Annotated in this window: 17 protein-coding genes; 13 read left to right on the top strand and 4 right to left on the bottom strand. The window is 68.9% G+C overall.

The annotated features are described in order from the left end of the window. Positions 1–12 precede the first annotated feature (12 nt). Complete coding sequence (locus HNR40_RS07340) at positions 13–369, top strand: hypothetical protein (protein WP_184959143.1); 357 nt, start codon at positions 13–15, stop codon at positions 367–369. Positions 370–499: 130 nt separating this feature from the next. On the opposite strand, the gene HNR40_RS07335 is transcribed toward HNR40_RS07340, so the two are convergent. Continuing rightward, positions 500–886: a DUF5318 family protein gene (locus HNR40_RS07335; RefSeq protein WP_184959142.1), complete on the bottom strand. Its 387-nt coding sequence runs from the start codon at positions 884–886 to the stop codon at positions 500–502. A 134-nt stretch (positions 887–1,020) separates the two neighbouring features. On the opposite strand from HNR40_RS07335, the gene HNR40_RS07330 reads away from it, so the two are divergent. Both HNR40_RS07330 and HNR40_RS07325 read left to right on the top strand, forming a co-directional pair. Then, complete coding sequence (locus HNR40_RS07330) at positions 1,021–1,587, top strand: PadR family transcriptional regulator (RefSeq protein WP_184959141.1); 567 nt, start codon at positions 1,021–1,023, stop codon at positions 1,585–1,587. Between the two features lie 13 nt (positions 1,588–1,600). After that, entirely contained in the window at positions 1,601–2,680 is a 1,080-nt protein-coding gene (locus tag HNR40_RS07325) for an inositol-3-phosphate synthase (RefSeq protein ID WP_184959140.1), read from the top strand. A gap of 112 nt (positions 2,681–2,792) precedes the next feature. Here HNR40_RS07325 and idi read toward each other — a convergent pair whose 3' ends face one another. Further along, positions 2,793–3,383, bottom strand: coding sequence for an isopentenyl-diphosphate Delta-isomerase (gene idi, locus HNR40_RS07320; protein ID WP_184959139.1), 591 nt, complete (start codon positions 3,381–3,383; stop codon positions 2,793–2,795). Positions 3,384–3,469: 86 nt separating this feature from the next. On the opposite strand from idi, the gene HNR40_RS07315 reads away from it, so the two are divergent. Beyond that, the gene (locus tag HNR40_RS07315; protein ID WP_184959138.1) at positions 3,470–4,759 is read left to right on the top strand and encodes an MFS transporter; all 1,290 of its coding nucleotides are present in this window, start codon (positions 3,470–3,472) and stop codon (positions 4,757–4,759) included. Between the two features lie 19 nt (positions 4,760–4,778). On the opposite strand, the gene HNR40_RS07310 is transcribed toward HNR40_RS07315, so the two are convergent. Next, positions 4,779–6,182, bottom strand: a complete 1,404-nt coding sequence (locus tag HNR40_RS07310; RefSeq protein WP_221339953.1) for a CCA tRNA nucleotidyltransferase — start codon at positions 6,180–6,182, stop codon at positions 4,779–4,781. A gap of 112 nt (positions 6,183–6,294) precedes the next feature. Here HNR40_RS07310 and HNR40_RS07305 point away from each other — a divergent pair, with 112 nt between their 5' ends. The 8 genes from HNR40_RS07305 (at position 6,295) to trxA (ending at position 15,091) form a co-directional block, all read left to right on the top strand. Further along, complete coding sequence (locus tag HNR40_RS07305) at positions 6,295–6,816, top strand: YbaK/EbsC family protein (RefSeq protein WP_184959136.1); 522 nt, start codon at positions 6,295–6,297, stop codon at positions 6,814–6,816. Between the two features lie 47 nt (positions 6,817–6,863). Continuing rightward, entirely contained in the window at positions 6,864–8,957 is a 2,094-nt protein-coding gene (locus tag HNR40_RS07300) for a DUF6049 family protein (RefSeq protein WP_184959135.1), read from the top strand. Next, complete coding sequence (gene murJ / locus HNR40_RS07295; protein WP_184959134.1) at positions 8,954–10,549, top strand: murein biosynthesis integral membrane protein MurJ; 1,596 nt, start codon at positions 8,954–8,956, stop codon at positions 10,547–10,549. The genes HNR40_RS07300 and murJ overlap by 4 nt, the downstream gene beginning before the upstream one ends. Positions 10,550–10,714: 165 nt before the next feature. Then, positions 10,715–12,220: a protein kinase family protein gene (locus HNR40_RS07290; protein ID WP_184959133.1), complete on the top strand. Its 1,506-nt coding sequence runs from the start codon at positions 10,715–10,717 to the stop codon at positions 12,218–12,220. Positions 12,221–12,234: 14 nt separating this feature from the next. Then, the gene (sigM, locus tag HNR40_RS07285; protein WP_184959132.1) at positions 12,235–12,861 is read left to right on the top strand and encodes an RNA polymerase sigma factor SigM; all 627 of its coding nucleotides are present in this window, start codon (positions 12,235–12,237) and stop codon (positions 12,859–12,861) included. Further along, on the top strand, positions 12,851–13,708 hold the full coding sequence (locus HNR40_RS07280) for an anti-sigma factor family protein (RefSeq protein ID WP_184959131.1): 858 nt from the start codon (positions 12,851–12,853) through the stop codon (positions 13,706–13,708). Before sigM ends, HNR40_RS07280 begins: the two co-directional genes overlap by 11 nt. Before the next feature lie 124 nt (positions 13,709–13,832). Continuing rightward, positions 13,833–14,765, top strand: a complete 933-nt coding sequence (gene trxB, locus HNR40_RS07275; protein ID WP_184959130.1) for a thioredoxin-disulfide reductase — start codon at positions 13,833–13,835, stop codon at positions 14,763–14,765. An 11-nt stretch (positions 14,766–14,776) separates the two neighbouring features. Beyond that, positions 14,777–15,091, top strand: coding sequence for a thioredoxin (gene trxA / locus HNR40_RS07270; protein ID WP_184959129.1), 315 nt, complete (start codon positions 14,777–14,779; stop codon positions 15,089–15,091). Positions 15,092–15,157: 66 nt separating this feature from the next. Here the strand turns inward: trxA and HNR40_RS07265 are convergent, their stop codons facing one another. Continuing rightward, positions 15,158–15,775 carry a GNAT family N-acetyltransferase gene (locus HNR40_RS07265; protein WP_184959128.1) on the bottom strand — a complete coding sequence of 206 codons (618 nt, stop codon included), beginning with the start codon at positions 15,773–15,775 and terminating at the stop codon, positions 15,158–15,160. 248 nt (positions 15,776–16,023) lie between these two features. Here HNR40_RS07265 and HNR40_RS07260 point away from each other — a divergent pair, with 248 nt between their 5' ends. Further along, complete coding sequence (locus HNR40_RS07260) at positions 16,024–17,256, top strand: aminotransferase-like domain-containing protein (RefSeq protein ID WP_246508711.1); 1,233 nt, start codon at positions 16,024–16,026, stop codon at positions 17,254–17,256. Positions 17,257–17,668 lie beyond the last annotated feature (412 nt).

Here is a 17,668-nt window from a genome sequence, read left to right as displayed (position 1 = left end):
GACGGTGTCCTGGTGCTCCTGCGGGCGACGGCGCGAGGTGCGCTGCGGGCCCGTGCCCGGCTGCTCGGGGTGCGCGCCGGGCTGTCCCGGGTACGCCCCAGGGCGCCCCGGTTGCCCGGGTTGTCCAGGCTGGCCGGGTTGTCCAGGCTGCCCGGGACGTGGGCCGGGCTGGCCCTGCTGACCGGGTTGTCCAGGCTGACCGGGTTGACCGGGCTGGGCGCGACGGGGCTGCGGCGGGTCGAAGCCCGGCCCCTGCCCCTGCTGCGCGGCCATCGCGCCGGTCTGCTCGTAGGCTGCCTCCGGACGACGTGGCGGCTGCGCCGTACCCCAGGAACCGGTCTGGGGTGTCTGCCCCTGAGAGGCAGCTGAACGGGGTGAGCTTGAGCGACGGCGCCTTCCTTGGCGTCCCGTCCCCTCGTTGCTGCTGTAACTCACACGTCCTCGCATCGTCGTCGGATGGCACGGCGGGTGGGCGTGAGGCTCCTCGCCGCCCTCGGTCTCACGGTTGGCCGACGAGGTCAGGCGGTCCGTTGCCGAGGACGTACGAGACTGCCAGGTGGTTCCAGGAACAACCTTGGCAGACCTCGACGACGTACACCCTGAACTCGTCGTAATCATGGGCCATGTCGACGAGTTCTGACGTGGCCTTTGCTTGACCAGCATGGCGGCCCAGGGAATCCCCATAGACATAGGTCACGTTGGTGACGTTCTCCCTCTCGCACACCGGGCAGGTGCGTTCGGTGGGCTCGCCTAGGTGGCGCGCCGCGCGAAGGAGGTACGGCTGTGCGTCACAGACGTCACGGGGCACAGTGCGCCCAGAGCGCACCGAGCGGACCACCGCCCGCTTGGCGAGGCCGTAATCCACCACCCTTCGCTGTGACCACATGCGCGCCAGACTACGGCTTTTTACCGATTCATCCCAACGCCTTGGCAAAGTCATTAATTGCGGCCATATAGCGGAGCGACGTATCCTCAAGATGTATCGAGCCGATACATCGACGCGAGAGGAGGGCGGTTCCAATGGTCAGCGGACAGGGCAGAGTGCTGGAACTCGCCGTGCTCGGGTCGCTGCACGAGACGCCGCTTCATGGCTACGAGCTGCGCAAACGGCTCAACGAGCTGCTCGGCATGTTCCGTGCGTTCTCCTACGGTTCGCTGTACCCCTGCTTGAGGTCGCTCCTGGAGCAGGGTCTTATCGTGGAAGAGCAACCCACTCGGGTGAGCGGCAGATCGAAGATCGTCTACAAGCTCACCGGCGAAGGCAAAGAGCGGCTCCAGGAGCTGCTCACCCAGGCCGGGCCGTCCGCGTGGGAGGACGAGAGCTTCGGCATCCACTTCGCCTTCTTCCGCCACACCGAGGCCGAGGTGCGCCTGCGCATCCTCGAAGGCCGCCGCAGCCGGCTCGAGGAACGACTCGACGCCGTCCGCACCGCGCTCGCACGTACCAGGGAACGGCTCGACGCCTACACCCTGGAGTTGCAGCGTCACGGTCTGGAATCGGTCGAACGCGAGGTGCGTTGGCTGAATGAGCTGATCGCGACAGAGAGACGGGCCTCAGAGCCCGCGAGAAATAACACAGATGAGTAAGGGAGCGAGTGCGATGGGTTCGGTTCGCGTGGCCGTTGTCGGTGTCGGCAACTGCGCGGCATCGCTGGTCCAGGGCGTGCACTACTACAAGGACGCCGACCCGGACGCCAGGGTCCCTGGCCTGATGCACGTCAAGTTCGGCGACTACCACGTCGGTGACGTCGAGTTCGTCGCCGCCTTCGACGTGGACGCCAAGAAGGTCGGGCGCGACCTGTCCGAGGCGATCGTGGCAAGCGAGAACAACACGATCAAGATTACGGATGTGCCGCCCACGGGTGTGATCGTGCAGAGGGGCCACACCTTCGACGGTCTCGGCGAGTTCTACCGCGAGATCATCGAGGAGTCCGACGAGGCTCCGGTGGACGTCGTGAAGGTCCTCAAGGAGAACCGGGTGGACGTCCTCGTCTCCTACCTGCCGGTCGGCTCGGAGGAGGCCGACCGCTTCTACGCGCAGTGCGCCATCGACGCCAAGGTCGCCTTCGTCAACGCGCTGCCGGTCTTCATCGCCTCCGACCCCGAGTGGGCCGAGAAGTTCGAGGAGGCGGGCGTGCCGATCATCGGCGACGACATCAAGTCGCAGGTCGGCGCCACCATCACGCACCGCGTCATGGCCAAGCTCTTCGAGGACCGCGGGGTCGAGCTGCTGCGCACGTACCAGCTCAACTTCGGCGGCAACATGGACTTCATGAACATGCTGGAGCGCAAGCGCCTCCAGTCCAAGAAGATCTCCAAGACGCAGTCGGTCACCTCGCAGATCCCGCACGAGATGGGCAAGGCCGACGTGCACATCGGCCCGTCCGACCACGTGCCGTGGCTCGACGACCGCAAGTGGGCCTACGTCCGCCTGGAGGGCCGCTCGTTCGGCGACACCCCGCTGAACCTGGAGTACAAGCTCGAGGTCTGGGACTCCCCCAACTCGGCCGGCATCATCATCGACGCCGTCCGCGCCGCCAAGATCGCCCTCGACCGGGGCATCGGCGGCCCGATCCTGAGCGCCTCCTCGTACTTCATGAAGTCCCCGCCCGTCCAGCACAGCGACGACGAGGCGCGCGACTACGTCGAGAAGTTCATCCGCGGCGAAGTCTCCCGATAAGTTACGGCGAAGCCGCACCACCCCCACCCACCGACCATGGCTGGGGGCCTCCAGGAAGACGCTTCTGATGACGGCACAGGGCTGGGCGCCGCAACGGCGCCCAGCCGGCCCGCTAAGTGGCAGCCCGCGCGGCCGGAGGCAGTTCGGAGTCCGGCGCCGTCTCCCAGGCCAGCGGGTCGGCCCCCAGCTCGGCCAGCAGCGGAACCTGCTCCTTGCACCACGGCGAGATCGCCAGCAGGCCGTTGCCCACGCCCTCGGCGAACTCCTTCCACGGCATCCACAGGACCTCGCCCACCTCGTCGGGGTTGGCGTCCACCGGCCCCTTCACCGTGACTCGGTAGACCGGGCACAGCTCGTGCTCCGCGACGCCGTTGGCCATGACCGCCCGGTAGGAGAAGGCCGGCAGCATCAGGTCGACGTGCTCGACGTCCAGGCCCAGTTCGTAGGAGAGCCTGCGCAGCACCGCGTGCTCGACGGCCTCGCCGGGCAGCGGATGGCCGCAGCAGCTGTTGGTCCAGACTCCCGGCCACGTCAGCTTGTGCCCGGCCCGCCTGGTCAGCAGGACCCGGCCTGCCGGGTCGAAGACGTAGCTGGAGAAGGCCAGGTGGAGAGGGGTGTCCAGGCCGTGCACCGACGTTTTGGGGGCGGCGCCGATCGCGTTTCCCTCGCCGTCGACCAACACCACGTGTTCCTCAGTCGTCACAGAACGAAGCGTACGGGAACCTTTCCCCACGGAGAACGGGCAGAACCCGAAGCCGCGCTACAGCGGGCGGCGGCTAGGCTGGCTGCGTGTCATTTGTCGCCGATCTCCGTGTGGTCCTGCAGGGCCGGGACTACCGACGGTTGTTCGGCACCCGCCTGGTCTCCCAATTCTCCGACGGCATCTTCCAGTTCGGCGTGGCCGGATTCGCCTTCTTCAGCCCCGAGAAACAGACCACCGCACTGCAGGTGGCGGCGGGCATGGCGGTGCTTTTCCTGCCCTACAGCATCCTGGGGCCGTTCGTCGGCGTCTTCATCGACAGGTGGTCGCGCCGCCAGATCCTGGTGATCGCGCCGGTGGTCCGCGGGGTGCTGCTGCTGATCGCCGCCGCCCTCGTCGCCCTCGACACCCCTGACGAGTTCTTCTACGCGGCCGCGCTGGGCGTGCTCGGCGTCAACCGCTTCTTCCTGGCCGCGCTGGGCGCGTCCCTGCCGCACGTGGTGCCCAGGGATCAGCTGATGGCCGCCAACGCGGTCACGCCGACCTCCGGCACCGTCATCACCTTCGTCGGCGTCGGCGTGGCGACGCTGATGCGCGGCGTGTTCGGACCCGGCGACGTGGGCGTCGCCCTCGTGCTGGTCACCTCGGGGGTGCTGTTCAGCCTGAGCGCCCTGGTCGCCAGGACCATGCGACGCGACCTGCTCGGCCCCGACTTCGACCCCAACCGGCCGCAGGTCAAGGAGGCCGTGCGCAACGTGCTCAAGGGCCTGGTTGAGGGCGCCAAGCACCTCGCGCGCCGGCGCAGGGCCGCCGCGGCGATGGGCGCCATGGCCGCGCACCGCTTCATGTACGGCATGGCCACCGCGCTCGGCATCATCCTCTACCGCTACTACTTCACCGACGGCGACTCCGAGGCCGCGCTGAGGGGCATCGGCATCGTCGTGGCCACCTCGGCCGTCGGCTACGCCCTGGCGGTGATCGTCACGCCGCTGGCCACAGAACGTATGCCGGTCGAGCGCTGGGTGCCGATGATGCTGGTCACGGCCGGTGTCCTGAGCGCGATCCTGGTGACGCCCTTCCAGGAGTGGGGCCTGTGGATCTCCGGCTTCGTGCTGGGCCTGGCCGGGCAGAGCGTCAAGATCTGCGCCGACACCTCCGTCCAGCGCGACGTCGAGGACGCCTACCTGGGCCGGGCGTTCTCGCTCTACGACATGTTGTTCAACGGCATGTTCGTGCTGGCCGCCGGGCTCTCGGCGGCGATCCTGCCCGCCAACGGCAAGTCGTACCTGGCCGTCGGCATCATCGCGGTCGGCTACCTGGTCAGCGCGTTGATCTACCGGCTGGTCACGGCGCCGTCGCGCGTCCCCTCCGCGCACTGAGGAGAGGACGCGCCGGGCACTAGCCCTTCTGCTCCGCGGCCCACGTCAGCAACGCCTCCGTGGCCGCGTCCTTGCCGAGCACGCCCTGGTCGAGGCGGAGGTCGAGCAGGAACTTGTAGGCCTTGCCCACCATCGGCCCCGGGCCGATGCCGAGGACCCGCTGGATCTCGTTGCCGTCGAGCTCCGGGCGGATCTTGGCCAGCTCCTCCTCGTCGGCCAGCCTGGCGATGCGCTCTTCGAGCTGGTCGTAGGTACGCGAGAGGTGGGCCGCCTTGCGCTTGTTGCGGGTGGTGCAGTCGGCCCTGGTCAGCTTGTGGAGGCGGTCGAGCAGGTGACCGGCGTCGCGTACGTACCGGCGCACGGCGCTGTCGGTCCACTCCCCCGAGCCGTAGCCGTGGAAGCGCAGGTGGAGCTCGACCAGCCGGGCCACGTCGGCCACCACGTCCTTGGGGAACCTGAGCTCGGTCATGCGCTTCTTGGTCATCTGCGCGCCGACGAGCTCGTGGTGGTGGAAGGAGACGCGGCCACCGGCCTCGTGCCGCCTGGTCTTGGGCTTGCCCACGTCGTGCAGCAGCGCCGCCCAGCGCAGGATGCGGTCGGGCTTGCCGTCCTCCTCCTGGGCGATGGCCTGGTCGAGGACGGTCAGCGAGTGCTCGTAGACGTCCTTGTGCCGGTGGTGCTCGTCGATCTCCAGGCGGAGCATGGGCAGCTCGGGCAGCACGTGCGCGGCCAGACCCGTCTCGACCAAAAGCCCCAGCCCTTCACGCGGGTACGCGCCGCAGACCAGCTTGTCGAGCTCTTCGCGGATGCGTTCGGCGGAGACGATCTCGATCCGCTCGGCCATCTCGGTCATCGCCCTGAGCGCCTCGGGCGCCACCGTGAACCCCAGCTGGGAGGCGAAGCGGGCGGCGCGCAGCATGCGCAGCGGGTCGTCGTCGAAGGACTGCTCGGGCGTGCCCGGCGTGCGCAGCAGCTTCGCGGTCAGGTCGGAGACGCCGCCGTAGGGGTCGACGAACTCGTGGTCGGGCAGCCGCACCGCCATCGCGTTGATCGCGAAGTCCCGGCGCTCCAGGTCGGCTTCGAGCGTTTCGCCGTAGACGACCTCGGGCTTGCGCGACTTGGGGTCGTAGGACTCGCTGCGGTAGGTGGTGATCTCCAGCAGCCAGTTGCCCTTGCGGACGCCGACCGTGCCGAAGTCGATCCCGATGGTCCAGACGGAGTCGGCCCAGTCCTTGACGATCTCGAGCACCCGCTCCGGCCGGGCCTCCGTCGTCAGGTCGAGGTCGTTGCCGATGCGTCCGAGGAGGATGTCGCGCACCGAGCCGCCCACCAGGGCAAGCTCGTGCCCGCGGGCGGCGAACAGCTCGCCGAGCTCGTCGGCGACCGGGGCGATCTTGTGAAAGTGCTGATTTGAGTCGGACAAGCTGGGTAGGTCCTTCACGCATTACGGAACATATCCCCCGAGCCACACCAGGTCCGGGTTACCGTCGGTCAGAGACCGTCGGGGGCCATGGAACGAGGCTAGGAGCTCATCTATGAAGGACGCCCTCGCGATCCACCGCTGGCTCCTCGCACACCAGGTCCATCATGAGATCGTACGCCTTCCGCGCCCCATGACATGCGCGGACGAGCTGCCCGAAACGATCTCCGCAGCCCCCTCCCGCTGCGTGGTCGTGACAGTGTTCGAGGCGGTCACCAGGCTGGGCCGGGAGGCCGTCGCCGTCGTGTCCACCGTCGCCGCACCGCCCAGGCCGGGAGTGGTCGGGGGACTGCTCGGGGCCAGGAAAGTACACCTCGCCCCGGCCTTCGTGGTCAACGAGGTTACCGACTACGCCGCCGGGCTGGTCTGCCCTCTGCTGCTGCCGCCCGCCCTCGCCGTCCTCATCGACGACCGGATAAAACCCGACCATCAGTCCGTCTTCCTCGCCACGGGTGAACGCCACACGGCCCTCACCTTGCGCGCGTACGACCTGCTGTCACTCATGTCTGGCAAGTCCATGGACCTGCGGGCGCGAAGGCCCAGAGGTTCCCGCCAGACGGTCGCGCTACGGCACTGAGCCCGTACCATTGCGGGCGTGCGCCGTACTCCACCCCGGACTGAAGCGTGATCGGAAAGGCCGCGCTTCTCACAGTCCTCTCCGCCGCGTTGCTCGCCCCCGTGGTCGCGACAACGCCGGGTACGGCTGCCGCCATGACGGCCAAGCAGGAGCTGACCCTCACCGTCAAATCGATCACCCCTGAGCTGCCGACCAAACCCACCGACCAGGTCAAGCTGTCGGGCACCTTCCGCAACGGCACGGGGACGCCGCTGACCGGCGTGCGCGTGCGGGTGCGCTACGGCTTCCAGCGCATGACCGACCGCGCCGCGATGAAGGCCTTCGCCGAGGACCAGGCCGCCCAGCTCCCCCAGGCGTCCGACTCGTCGTTCATGGACTTCCCGCTGGTCAACAACGGCACCAGCACCGACTGGACGCTCACCGTCACCCCCATCCAGCTCGGCATGAACACCTTCGGCGTCTACCCGATCACGGTCGAGGTCGTCCCGGTCGCGGCGTCCTGGCAGCCGCTGGCCAAGGCCCACACGTTCATCACCTACATGCCGCCGACCACGCCGAAGCTGCCGCGCAACCGGCTGTCGGTGGCGCTGCCGGTGGTCGACGCGCCGCACCGCTCCGACGACGCCACGTTCGTCGACGACAAGCTCGCCGCCGCGCTGAAGCCCGGCGGGCGCCTGGCCGACCTCGCCGCCCTCGCCAAGACGGCGCCGAAGAACGTCACCTGGTTCGTCGAGCCCGGCCTGCTCGACGACGTGCAGGCGATGACCAAGGGCTACACGCTCAGAAACGGCAAGAAGCAGCCCGCCGACCCGGCCGCCGCGCCGTGGCTGGACTCCCTGCGCACCTCGCTGACCGGCGCGCCCGTCGTGGCGGTCCCCTACGGCGACCCCGACGTGGCCGCGATGGCCCACCACGGCCTCGACAGCGGCGTGAACACGGCGATCGCGGCCGCGGACGTGGCCGCCGCCCGGCACTTCAAGCGCGACATCCCCACCGCGACCAACTGGCCGGTGGCGGGCAAGCTCGACGACGACGCCCTCGACCTGCTGTCGGTCGGCAAGGTCGGCACCGTCCTGCTCAACCCGGCCAACGTGCCGACCCAGACGCCGGCCACGACCACGCTCGACGCGGCCACCACCCTCGACAGCGTCTCGGGCCCGGTCACCGCGCTCCTGCCGGACGAGGAGCTGAGCCGCATGTTCGAGCTCGACTCGGCCGCCGGGCGCACCGCCGTACTCAACAAGCAGCGTTTCATCGCCGAGACGGCGATGATCGCCGCCGAGCGCGGCCAGGTCAGGCCGAGAAACCTGGTCGTGGCGCCGTCGCGGCGCTGGGACCCGGACCCGGCGTTCGTCTCGGCGCTGCTCAAGACCGCGGCCAGGCTGCCGTGGCTGGCCTCGGCCGAGCTCGGCTCGATCAAGGCGGCCAAGGTGCAGACGCCGCGCACCGGGCTCGTCTACACCGAGCAGGACCGCAAGGAAGAGCTCAGCGAGAAGTACCTCGAACCGGTCAAGGAGGCCGCCGCCGAGGCCGATCTGGCCACGCGGATCACCACCGACAAGCGCTCGGCCGGGTTCGAGAACGCCGTGCTCCGCCTGACCTCCTCCGCCTGGCGCAACAGCACGCGGGCCGGGCGCGCGGCCACCAAGCAGGTCGTCACCGCCCTCAACACCCGGCTCGGCCTCATCACGATCAGCGGGGCCAGCCGCGACCAGCCGCGCACGCTGGCCGGCGTCGACGGCCAGGTGCCCATCAGCGTGCGCAACGGGCTGAGCACGTCGGTCACCCTGATGGTCGAGGTGTCCTCCAACAACCGCGAGCTGCTGCAGATCGACCCCAAGTACGTCAAGAAACGCATGACGATCGGCAAGGGCGAGATCGGCACCGTACAGGTGCCGATGACGGTCAAGACCAGCGGCGACGCGACCATCACCGTTCAGCTGGAGACGGCCGACGGCTTGCCGTACGGTGATCCCGTCAAGCTGACCATCAGGACCACCGGCTACACCGGCATCGCCCTCGTCATCGTGGGCGGCGCGCTGTCGGTCATGCTCGCCGCCGTGGTCACCCGCATCCTGCGGCGGCGCTCGCAGAAGCGTCCGGCGCGAGCGGCGCAGGCCCGGGAGAGTGAGAAGGTATGAGCCGCCTGATGAGGGCGAGCGCGATCATGGCCGCCGGCACGATGGTCTCGCGCGTCACCGGCTTCGTACGCACGATGGTGCTGGCCTCGGCGGTCGGCACCGCGCTGCTCGGCGACGCCTACAACGTCGCCTACGCCATCCCGTACTCCATCCTCGACCTGCTGCTGCTGGGCGTGCTGAGCAGCGTGATCGTGCCGATGATCGTGCAGGCGCAGCAGCGCGACGCCGACGGCGGCCGGGCCTTCGAGCAGCGGCTGCTCACCCTGGCCACGCTCGCGCTCATCGTGGTCGCCGCCCTCGCGGTGCTGGCCGCTCCCCTGCTCATCGACCTCTACACCAACTGGCGGCCCGGCTCCCCGCAGTACGAGGCCGCCGTCCTGCTGGCCCGGCTGATCCTGCCGCAGCTCGCCTTCTTCGGCCTGGGCGCGGTGGCCGGCGCCATCCTCAACACCCGCGACCGCTTCGCCGCCCCGATGTGGGCGCCGGTGCTCAACAACATCGTGGTCATCGGCGTGTTCCTCGCCTACTCCGGCGGCAAGGATCCGGCGACGGTCAGCGACGGCCAGCTCGCCCTGCTCGGCCTGGGCACCACCGCCGGCATCGTCGCCCAGGCGACCGTCCTGGTCATCGCGCTCAAGCGGGCGCGCTTCCAGTTCCGGCCCCGCCTCGACGTGCGCAACGCGCGGCTCGGCCAGATGGCCAAGGCCGGCGGCTGGACGATCGGCTACGTCGTCATCACCCAGCTCGGCTTCATGCTGATCACCAACCTGGCCAGCGCCGCCGGCGACGCGGTGCCCAACCACGGCGTCAGCCCGTACACCTACGCCTTCCAGCTCTTCCAGCTGCCCTACGGCATCATCGGCGTCTCGGTGATCACCGCGATGCTGCCCAAGATGAGCCGCGCGGTCACCGACGGGCGCATGGACGACCTGCGGTCGGAGTTCGGCTCCGGGGTGCGGCTGATCTCGTGCGTGATGGTTCCGGCCTCGCTGCTGCTCATGGTGCTCGGTCCCGCGATCACCGTGCCGATCTACGCCCACGGCGAGACCACCGTCGCCGACGCCGTCTACATCGGCAACGTCCTTCAGGTGTACGGCCTGGCCCTCATGCCCTTCGCCGTCTTCCAGCTCCTGCTCCGGGTCTTCTACAGCTTCGGCGACACCCGCACGCCGGTCTTCATCGGTGCCGGGACCACCGCCGCGGGCGCCGTGCTGATGCTGGTCGCCAATGCGTTGCTGCCTCCGGCCTACGTGGTGATGGGACTCGCGTTCGCCTACGCGTGCGCGTACGGGCTGGGTGCGGTGGTCGCGTGGATGATGGCCTCGCGGCGCGCGGCCGGGCTGGGCGGCTGGACCATCGGCACCGCGCTGACCCGCATGTATCTGGCCGCGATGCCCACCGCGGTGCTCGCGCTGGCCTCGGTCTGGGTCAGCCAGCAGGTCTTCGGGGAGCTCGCCTTCCTCAACTCTCTGATCATCCTGGCGGTCGGCGGCGGTCTCGGCGGGCTGCTCTACTTGGCCATTGCCCATAAGATGCGCATCCCCGAGGTCAACTCAATCGTTGGAATGGTCGCGGGACGGGTAGGCCGGTAAAGAACGCGGGCTTACACGGCGCGGCACTACGATGGTGCGGACACGCGCGAATGGCAGCAGGAGGGGCGTGGGCGGATCCACCCGACATAGCGTGCCTACGTGGGATTCCTCCACGAAGGTGTGTCGAGGCACGGACTCGCCCGATCAGCTGAGCGGAGAAGGTCAGTGAGCACGTCGGCGGTCGAACCGGGCACGCGCCTCGCTGAGCGTTTCCGGCTGGAGGACCGCGTGAGCGAGTCCGACGGTGCAACCCTGTGGAAAGCCATCGACGAGATCCTGGCCCGGCCCGTGGCCGTCCTGACCTTCGCCCCCGACTTCCCGCGTGTCCACGAGGTCGTCACCGCCGCCCGCGCCGCCAGCCGCCTCACCGATCCCCGGCTGACGCAGGTCTTCGACGCCGCCCAGGACGACGACCTCGCGTACGTCGTGAGCGAGTGGGTGACCGGCGAGTCGCTGTCGGACCTGCTGGCCGCCGGGCCGATGGACCCGGAGCGGGCCGCCGGCCTGGTCGCCGAGGCGGCCGAGGCTCTGGCCCACGCGCACGAGGCCGACCTCTACCACCTCTGCCTGCGCCCCGCCCACCTGGTGTGGACCACCGGCAACACGGTCAAGGTGCTGGGCGTGGCGGTCGACGCCGCGCTGGCCGGGCTCACCGCCGACCACCCCGCCCACGAGGACGCCGAGGGCCTGGGCCGGCTGCTTTACGCCGGGCTGACCGGGCACTGGCCGGGCGACGAGGACGAGGGCGGCCTGCCCGCCGCGCCCATGATCGACGGCCACTTCGCCACGCCCCGGCAGGTGACCGCCGGACTGCCCGGCTACCTCGACACGATCACCGTCCGGGCGGTGCTGCCCGAGTCGCGCAAGGGCCATCCGGCGCTGACCACCCCGGCCGAGGTCGCCGAGGAGCTGTCCGGCGTCCCGCGGCCCATGCCCATCTCCATCTCCTACTCCTCGCCCGCGCCGTCGGTCACCACGACCTCCCGCTCCGAGGGCCTCGACACCCGGCACGAGACCCCGCCGCCGCAGACCGTGATCTCCAACCGCCCGCAGAACAGCGGCGGCAGCATGCTCAACCGGCTGCTGATGACCGTGGTCGTGCTCCTGGTCATCGCCGCGGTCGGTGTGGGCGCGTGGACGATCGGCCGCAGCCTGGGCAGCCCGTCGGCGCCCGAGGCGGGCGGCGGCGAGCCGAGCACGTCGAAGACGGCCGCGGCCGAGATCCAGCCGGTCAAGCCGGCCAAGGCCGACGGCTTCGACCCGCTCGGCGACGGCTCGGAGAAGCCGGACCGCGCCTCCGCGGCCATCGACGGCAAGCCGAGCACGTTCTGGAAGACCGAGAACTACAACGACGCCGACCTCGGCGGGCTCAAGGACGGCGTCGGCCTGCTGCTCGACATGGGCAAGCCGGTCCAGGTGAGCGACGTGGTGGCCACGTTGTCGGGGGCTTCCGGCGCCGACGTCGAGCTGAAGGTGGGAGACTCACGGGAGCTGGGTTCGCTGAAGACGGTCGCGCGGCACAAGGACGGCTCCGGAAAGATCACTCTGACGCCTGAGCAGCCCGCAAGCGGCCAGTACGTTTTGATCTGGTTTACGCGTCTTCCTGCGGACGATGGCGGGTTTCATGGCACCATCTATGACGTAGTAGTGCATTCTCCCGGATCAGCATAATCAGGAACCCCCTTGTGAACTCCCCACCCGAGACACCCTCAGGCGCAGAGCAGTCCGATGCGGAGCTGCTCGCCGCGCACATCAACGGGGATCCACATGCGTTCAGCGAGATAGTCAAGAGGCACCGGGACCGCATGTGGGCGGTTGCCCTCCGCACCCTGGGCGACCCGGACGAAGCGGCCGACGCCGTCCAGGACGCCTTCGTCTCCGCATACCGCAAGGCCGCCAGCTTCCGCGGCGAGGCCGCGGTCACCACCTGGCTCCACCGCATCGTGGTCAACGCGTGCCTCGACCGGATGCGCCGCAAATCGGTCCGGCCGGTCGCCGACGACGAGCTCATCGAAGCCGCCGAACGTGACACACCGATGCCCGACCAGACACTCGAACGTGAAGTTTCCATGGAGGTTTCGGCTGCTCTCAAACTCCTGCCCGCCGATCAGCGAGCCGCTCTCGTGCTGGTCGACATGATGGGCTATTCGGTCGAAGACGCAGCTCAGGTGCTCGAAGTCCCCAGTGGGACGGTGAAAAGCCGCTGTGCGCGGGGACGCGCGAAACTTGCCCCAATTCTTTCGCATCTGCGGAACCGTTCGGACCTCGGTCGCGTCTCATCCGCGAAGGGAGCAGAACTTCGTGACGGGTGATACGCACTACGACCTCGAGATCCTGGCCGAGCTGGCCGAGGGTCTTCTAGACGTCGGCACGGCGCGCCAAGTACGCGAACACCTAGCGGTGTGCACCCCCTGCGGGGCGCTTTTGGCGGACTTGGCGGCGGTTCGCGAGGTGCTCGCGGCGACCCCTACACCGGCGATGCCGATGGGAGTCGCGCTACGCATCGACAACGCGCTGGCGGCCGAGGCCACCAGGGGCGGAGTCGGCCTGGCGGAAGCGCCCGACTGGGACGAGCTCATGCGGGACGCGCCGTGGGAAACGGCCGCTGAGGCGCCGGTTCGCCTCGGGGTGGTCTCCGATGACGGCACGATCGTCCCGGCTCGGCGAAGGGCCTCCCGACGGCGCCGGTGGGCCATGCCCGCGGTCGCCTCGGCCGCGGCCGCCGCTGTGGTGGTCGGCACCGCCGTACTGTCGAGTGGGGTGCTCACGGCTTCGGGCGGGAACGGCGGCGGCCTGCAGGTCGCTCAGCCCTCCACGCCTACGGCCACGCGCAACGAGGTCAAGAGCCGCGGCTACGCGCTGACCGACAGCAACCACAACTACAGCGACCAGGACCTGCGCCGGGAGATGGTCGGCTTCATGGGCAACGCCGAGGCACTGGGCGGCGGTGAGACGCCGACCGGCGTCTCCAAGTGCGTCAACCAGGTCTCCGCACGCACGAAGCTCAAGGCGTTCGCGGTCGACCAGGGCCAGTACAACGGTCAGGAGGCGTTGATCGTCGCCTCCTGGAAGAACCAGCCGAAGAACAAGCTCAGGCTGGACGTTGTCGACCCGTTCAACTGCAAGAACCTTCGCAAGCCCACAGTCGGCCGCTGGTAAGCGAAAGTCCACGTCAGAGCCCACTTCGGTGGGCTCTTTCGTTTTGTGGGCAGGGAAGGGAATCACGGCGGCCTAGGATCTGTTGACGCCACAGGCAACAGCAGAAGAGGAAGGCGTGAGAGCGTTGAGCGACGTTCGTAACGTGATCATCATCGGGTCCGGCCCCGCTGGATACACCGCGGCCGTCTACTCCGCGCGCGCCGAACTCAAGCCGCTGGTCTTCGAGGGGTCCGTCACCGCGGGCGGTGCGCTGATGAACACCACCGACGTGGAGAACTTCCCGGGCTTCCCGGACGGCATCATGGGCCCCGACCTCATGGACAACCTGCGCAAGCAGGCCGAACGCTTCGGCGCCGAGCTGGTCGCCGACGACGTGATCGAGGTCGACCTCGAAGCCAACCCCAAGGTCATCAAGACCTACAGCGACACGTACTACGCCAAGTCGGTGATCCTGGCGATGGGCTCCGGTTACCGCGAGCTCGGCCTGGAGAACGAGAAGCGGCTGTCCGGACGCGGCGTGTCGTGGTGCGCCACCTGTGACGGGTTCTTCTTCCGGCAGAAGGACATCGTGGTCGTCGGCGGCGGTGACACCGCCATGGAGGAGGCCACGTTCCTGACCCGGTTCGGGCGGATGGTCACGGTCGTCCACCGTCGTGATGAGCTGCGTGCCAGCAAGATCATGCAGGAGCGCGCGTTCGCCAACGACAAGATCCGCTTCATCTGGGACACCGAGGTCGTGGACGTCCTCGGCGCCGACAAGGTCGAAGCCGTCAAGCTGCGCAACGTCAAGACCGGCGAGCTGAGCGAGCTCGCGACCGACGCGCTGTTCCTCGCGATCGGCCACGACCCGCGCACCGACCTGGTCAAGGGCCAGATCGACCTCGACGAGGACGGCTACGTCCAGGTCTCCGCGCCGACGACCGAGACCAACATCGAAGGCGTCTTCGCCGCGGGCGACGTCGTCGACCACATCTACCGCCAGGCCATCACCGCGGCCGGCACTGGTTGCTCGGCGTCCCTGGACTCCGAGCGCTGGCTGGCCACCCACGAGAACTAAGGAGCGCAATCGTGAAGGCTGTAACCGACGCCACCTTCGAGGCCGAGGTCCTCAAGAGCGACAAGCCGGTGCTGGTCGACTTCTGGGCCGAGTGGTGCGGACCTTGCCGTCAGGTCGCGCCCATTCTCGAGGAGATCGCCAAGGAGCACGGCGACAAGCTGGAGATCGTCAAGCTGAACATCGACGAGAACCCCGAGGTGCCGCGCAACTACGGGGTGCTGCAGATCCCCACGCTCAACGTCTACAAGGGCGGTGAGGTGGTCAAGCAGATCATCGGCGCCAAGCCCAAGGCGATGCTGATGCGCGAGCTCGAGGGCATCATCTAGTCCGACTTCGCGGGCCCGGGAGACCTGGTTCTCCCGGGCTTTCGTCTGTCGGGGCCCAGAACGCCCTCAGACGGGGCGCAATGCCCTTTCCGGGCTCATTGACCCGAGGAGCCTCTCCAGCGCCACCTCGACGTCCTCACGCCACGAGACGGCCGTCTTGAGCTCAAGCCGCAGCCGCGGAAAACGGAGATGCGGCCGCACCGTTTTGAAGCCGACCGAAAGCAGATAGTCGGCGGGCACCACACAGCCCGGCTTCTCCCACTTCAGGTCCCCGAACGCCTCGATCGCCTTGACCCCGCGCCGGGTGAGGTCCTTGGCCACGCCCTGGATCAGCATGCGCCCCAGCCCGCCGCCGGAGAACTCCGGGATGATGTGGGCCGTCATCAGCAGCACCGCGTCCGCGCTGACCGGCGAGGTGGGGAAGGCCACCGAGCGCGGGCTGTAGAGCGGCGGGCTGTAGAGCACGAACCCCGCCGGAACCCCGTCGACGTAAAGAATCTTCCCGCAGCTGCCCCATTCCAGGAGCGTTCCGGAGATCCAGGCTTCTTTCTCAAGCCCGGGGTCGCCCGCGTCGGCCGCACGCTCCCCGCTGACCGGGTCAAGCTCCCAGAAAACACACCGCCGGCAACGGCGCGGCAGATCGTCGAGATTGTCCAGGGTGATGTTGACCAGCCGACGCGACAACTACGGCCCCAATCGTTGACCCGGAAAAGCGCGCGAAATCCGCGTCCCCAGCTGGCATCGTAGCCCAGTGACGAAGCGGGGAGCGGGTGCACGGCGATCGTGGCCAGTCACGTACTCTGGTCTCTCGGCTCCATTTGACACCTAGGAGGTGGACCGTGACGGAAGAGACGGATCACGGTCAGACGCCCGCGACCCAAGGGTCGCGCATCGACGCCTACGTCGATCGGTACGCCGCGCGAGCTACCGGGATGGTCGCCTCCGAGATTCGAGCTCTTTTCGCCGTCGCGTCGAGGCCCGAAGTGGTCTCGCTGGCCGGCGGCATGCCGTACGTCACGGCTCTGCCCCTCGACATGGTCGGCGAGCTGGTCTCCGATCTGGTCACCAGGCGTGGCCCGGTCGCGCTCCAGTACGGCTCCGGCCAGGGCGATCCGCATCTGCGCGAGCAGATCTGCGAGGTCATGCGCCTGGAGGGGATCGAGGCCGGGGCGGACGACGTGGTCGTCACGGTCGGCTCCCAGCAGGCCCTCGATCTGATCACCCGCATCTTCATCGACCCGGGTGACGTGGTGCTGGCCGAGGGGCCCTCGTATGTGGGCGCCCTAGGCACATTCAGCGCATACCAGGCGAAAGTCGTCCATATCACCATGGACGATCAGGGCCTGGTGCCGGAATCCCTGGCCCAGACCATCTACGCGCTCCAGGCCGCCGGCAACACGATCAAGTTCCTCTACACGATCCCGACCTTCCACAACCCCGGCGGCGTCACCCTCAACGTCGCCCGCCGCCAGCAGGTCCTCGACATCTGCCAGCGTGCCGGGGTGCTGATCGTCGAAGACAACCCTTACGGGCTGCTCGGCTTCGACGGCGAGCCCATGCGCGCCCTGCGCGCCGACAACCCCGACGGGGTCGTGTACCTCGGCTCGTTCTCCAAGACGTTGGCCCCGGGCTTCCGCGTCGGCTGGGCCCTTGCCCCGCACGCCATCCGCGACAAGCTGGTCCTCGCCATGGAATCAGCCGTGCTCTCCCACTCCTCCTTCACCCAGCTGGCCGTGGGCCAATACCTCGCCACCCAGCCTTGGCGGGAGCAGATCAAGACGTTCAAAGAGCTCTACCGCGAACGCCGCGACGCCCTCCTTAACGCGCTGACCGACCTCATGCCCACCGGCGTCACCTGGACCCGGCCCGCGGGCGGCTTCTTCGTCTGGGCCAGCCTTCCCGAAGGGCTCGACTCCAAGGCGATCCTGCCTCGGGCGGTGGCGGAGCGGGTGGCGTTCGTACCCGGCACCGGCTTCTTCTCCGACGGCAGCGGCAGCCGGCAGATGCGCCTGTCGTACTGCTACCCGGAGCCAGACCGGATCCGGGAGGGGGTACGACGGTTGGCCGGCGTCATCGAAGGCGAACTCCAACTCCGCGACACCTTCGGCACCGCCTCACCCCCCGGCCACCCCGGCGTAGACACCCCAGGCCCAGACCTCGCCTAACCCCCGGGGCCGAGCCACCTTCTCCAGACCTCGGCCCCACCCCTCCCTTTCCCTCGCCCTCCCCCACGCCCCCTCCCCGCGCCGCTCTCCCTGTGCGCCCCCACCTCATCGCGCCCTCCCCCGACTCCCTCCCCGCGCCGCTCTCCCACGCGCCGCCCGCCTCATCCCGCCCTCCCCCGCACCCCTCCCTTGCCCCGCGCTTCCGCACGCCGCCCGCCTACCTAGCGGCCTTCCCGCCCGCCTCCGCCTCAGCGCCACGGCCAGACGCCCCTCCCCTCCGTTCGCATCCCTCCCCGCGCCACACTCCTGCGCCACCTCCCCACGCCAAGTGTTGGCGGCCTTCCCGTGCCCCATCCCCCGCGCTCCCTTCCCTCCCCATGCGCGTCGATCCCGATAGCTCCCCCGGCCTTGC

This window comes from Nonomuraea endophytica (genome assembly GCF_014203235.1).
GTDB lineage: Bacteria > Actinomycetota > Actinomycetes > Streptosporangiales > Streptosporangiaceae > Nonomuraea > Nonomuraea endophytica.
The sequence above is the reverse complement of the archived record's forward strand: the minus strand, read 5'-3'. Positions and strand labels throughout refer to the sequence as shown.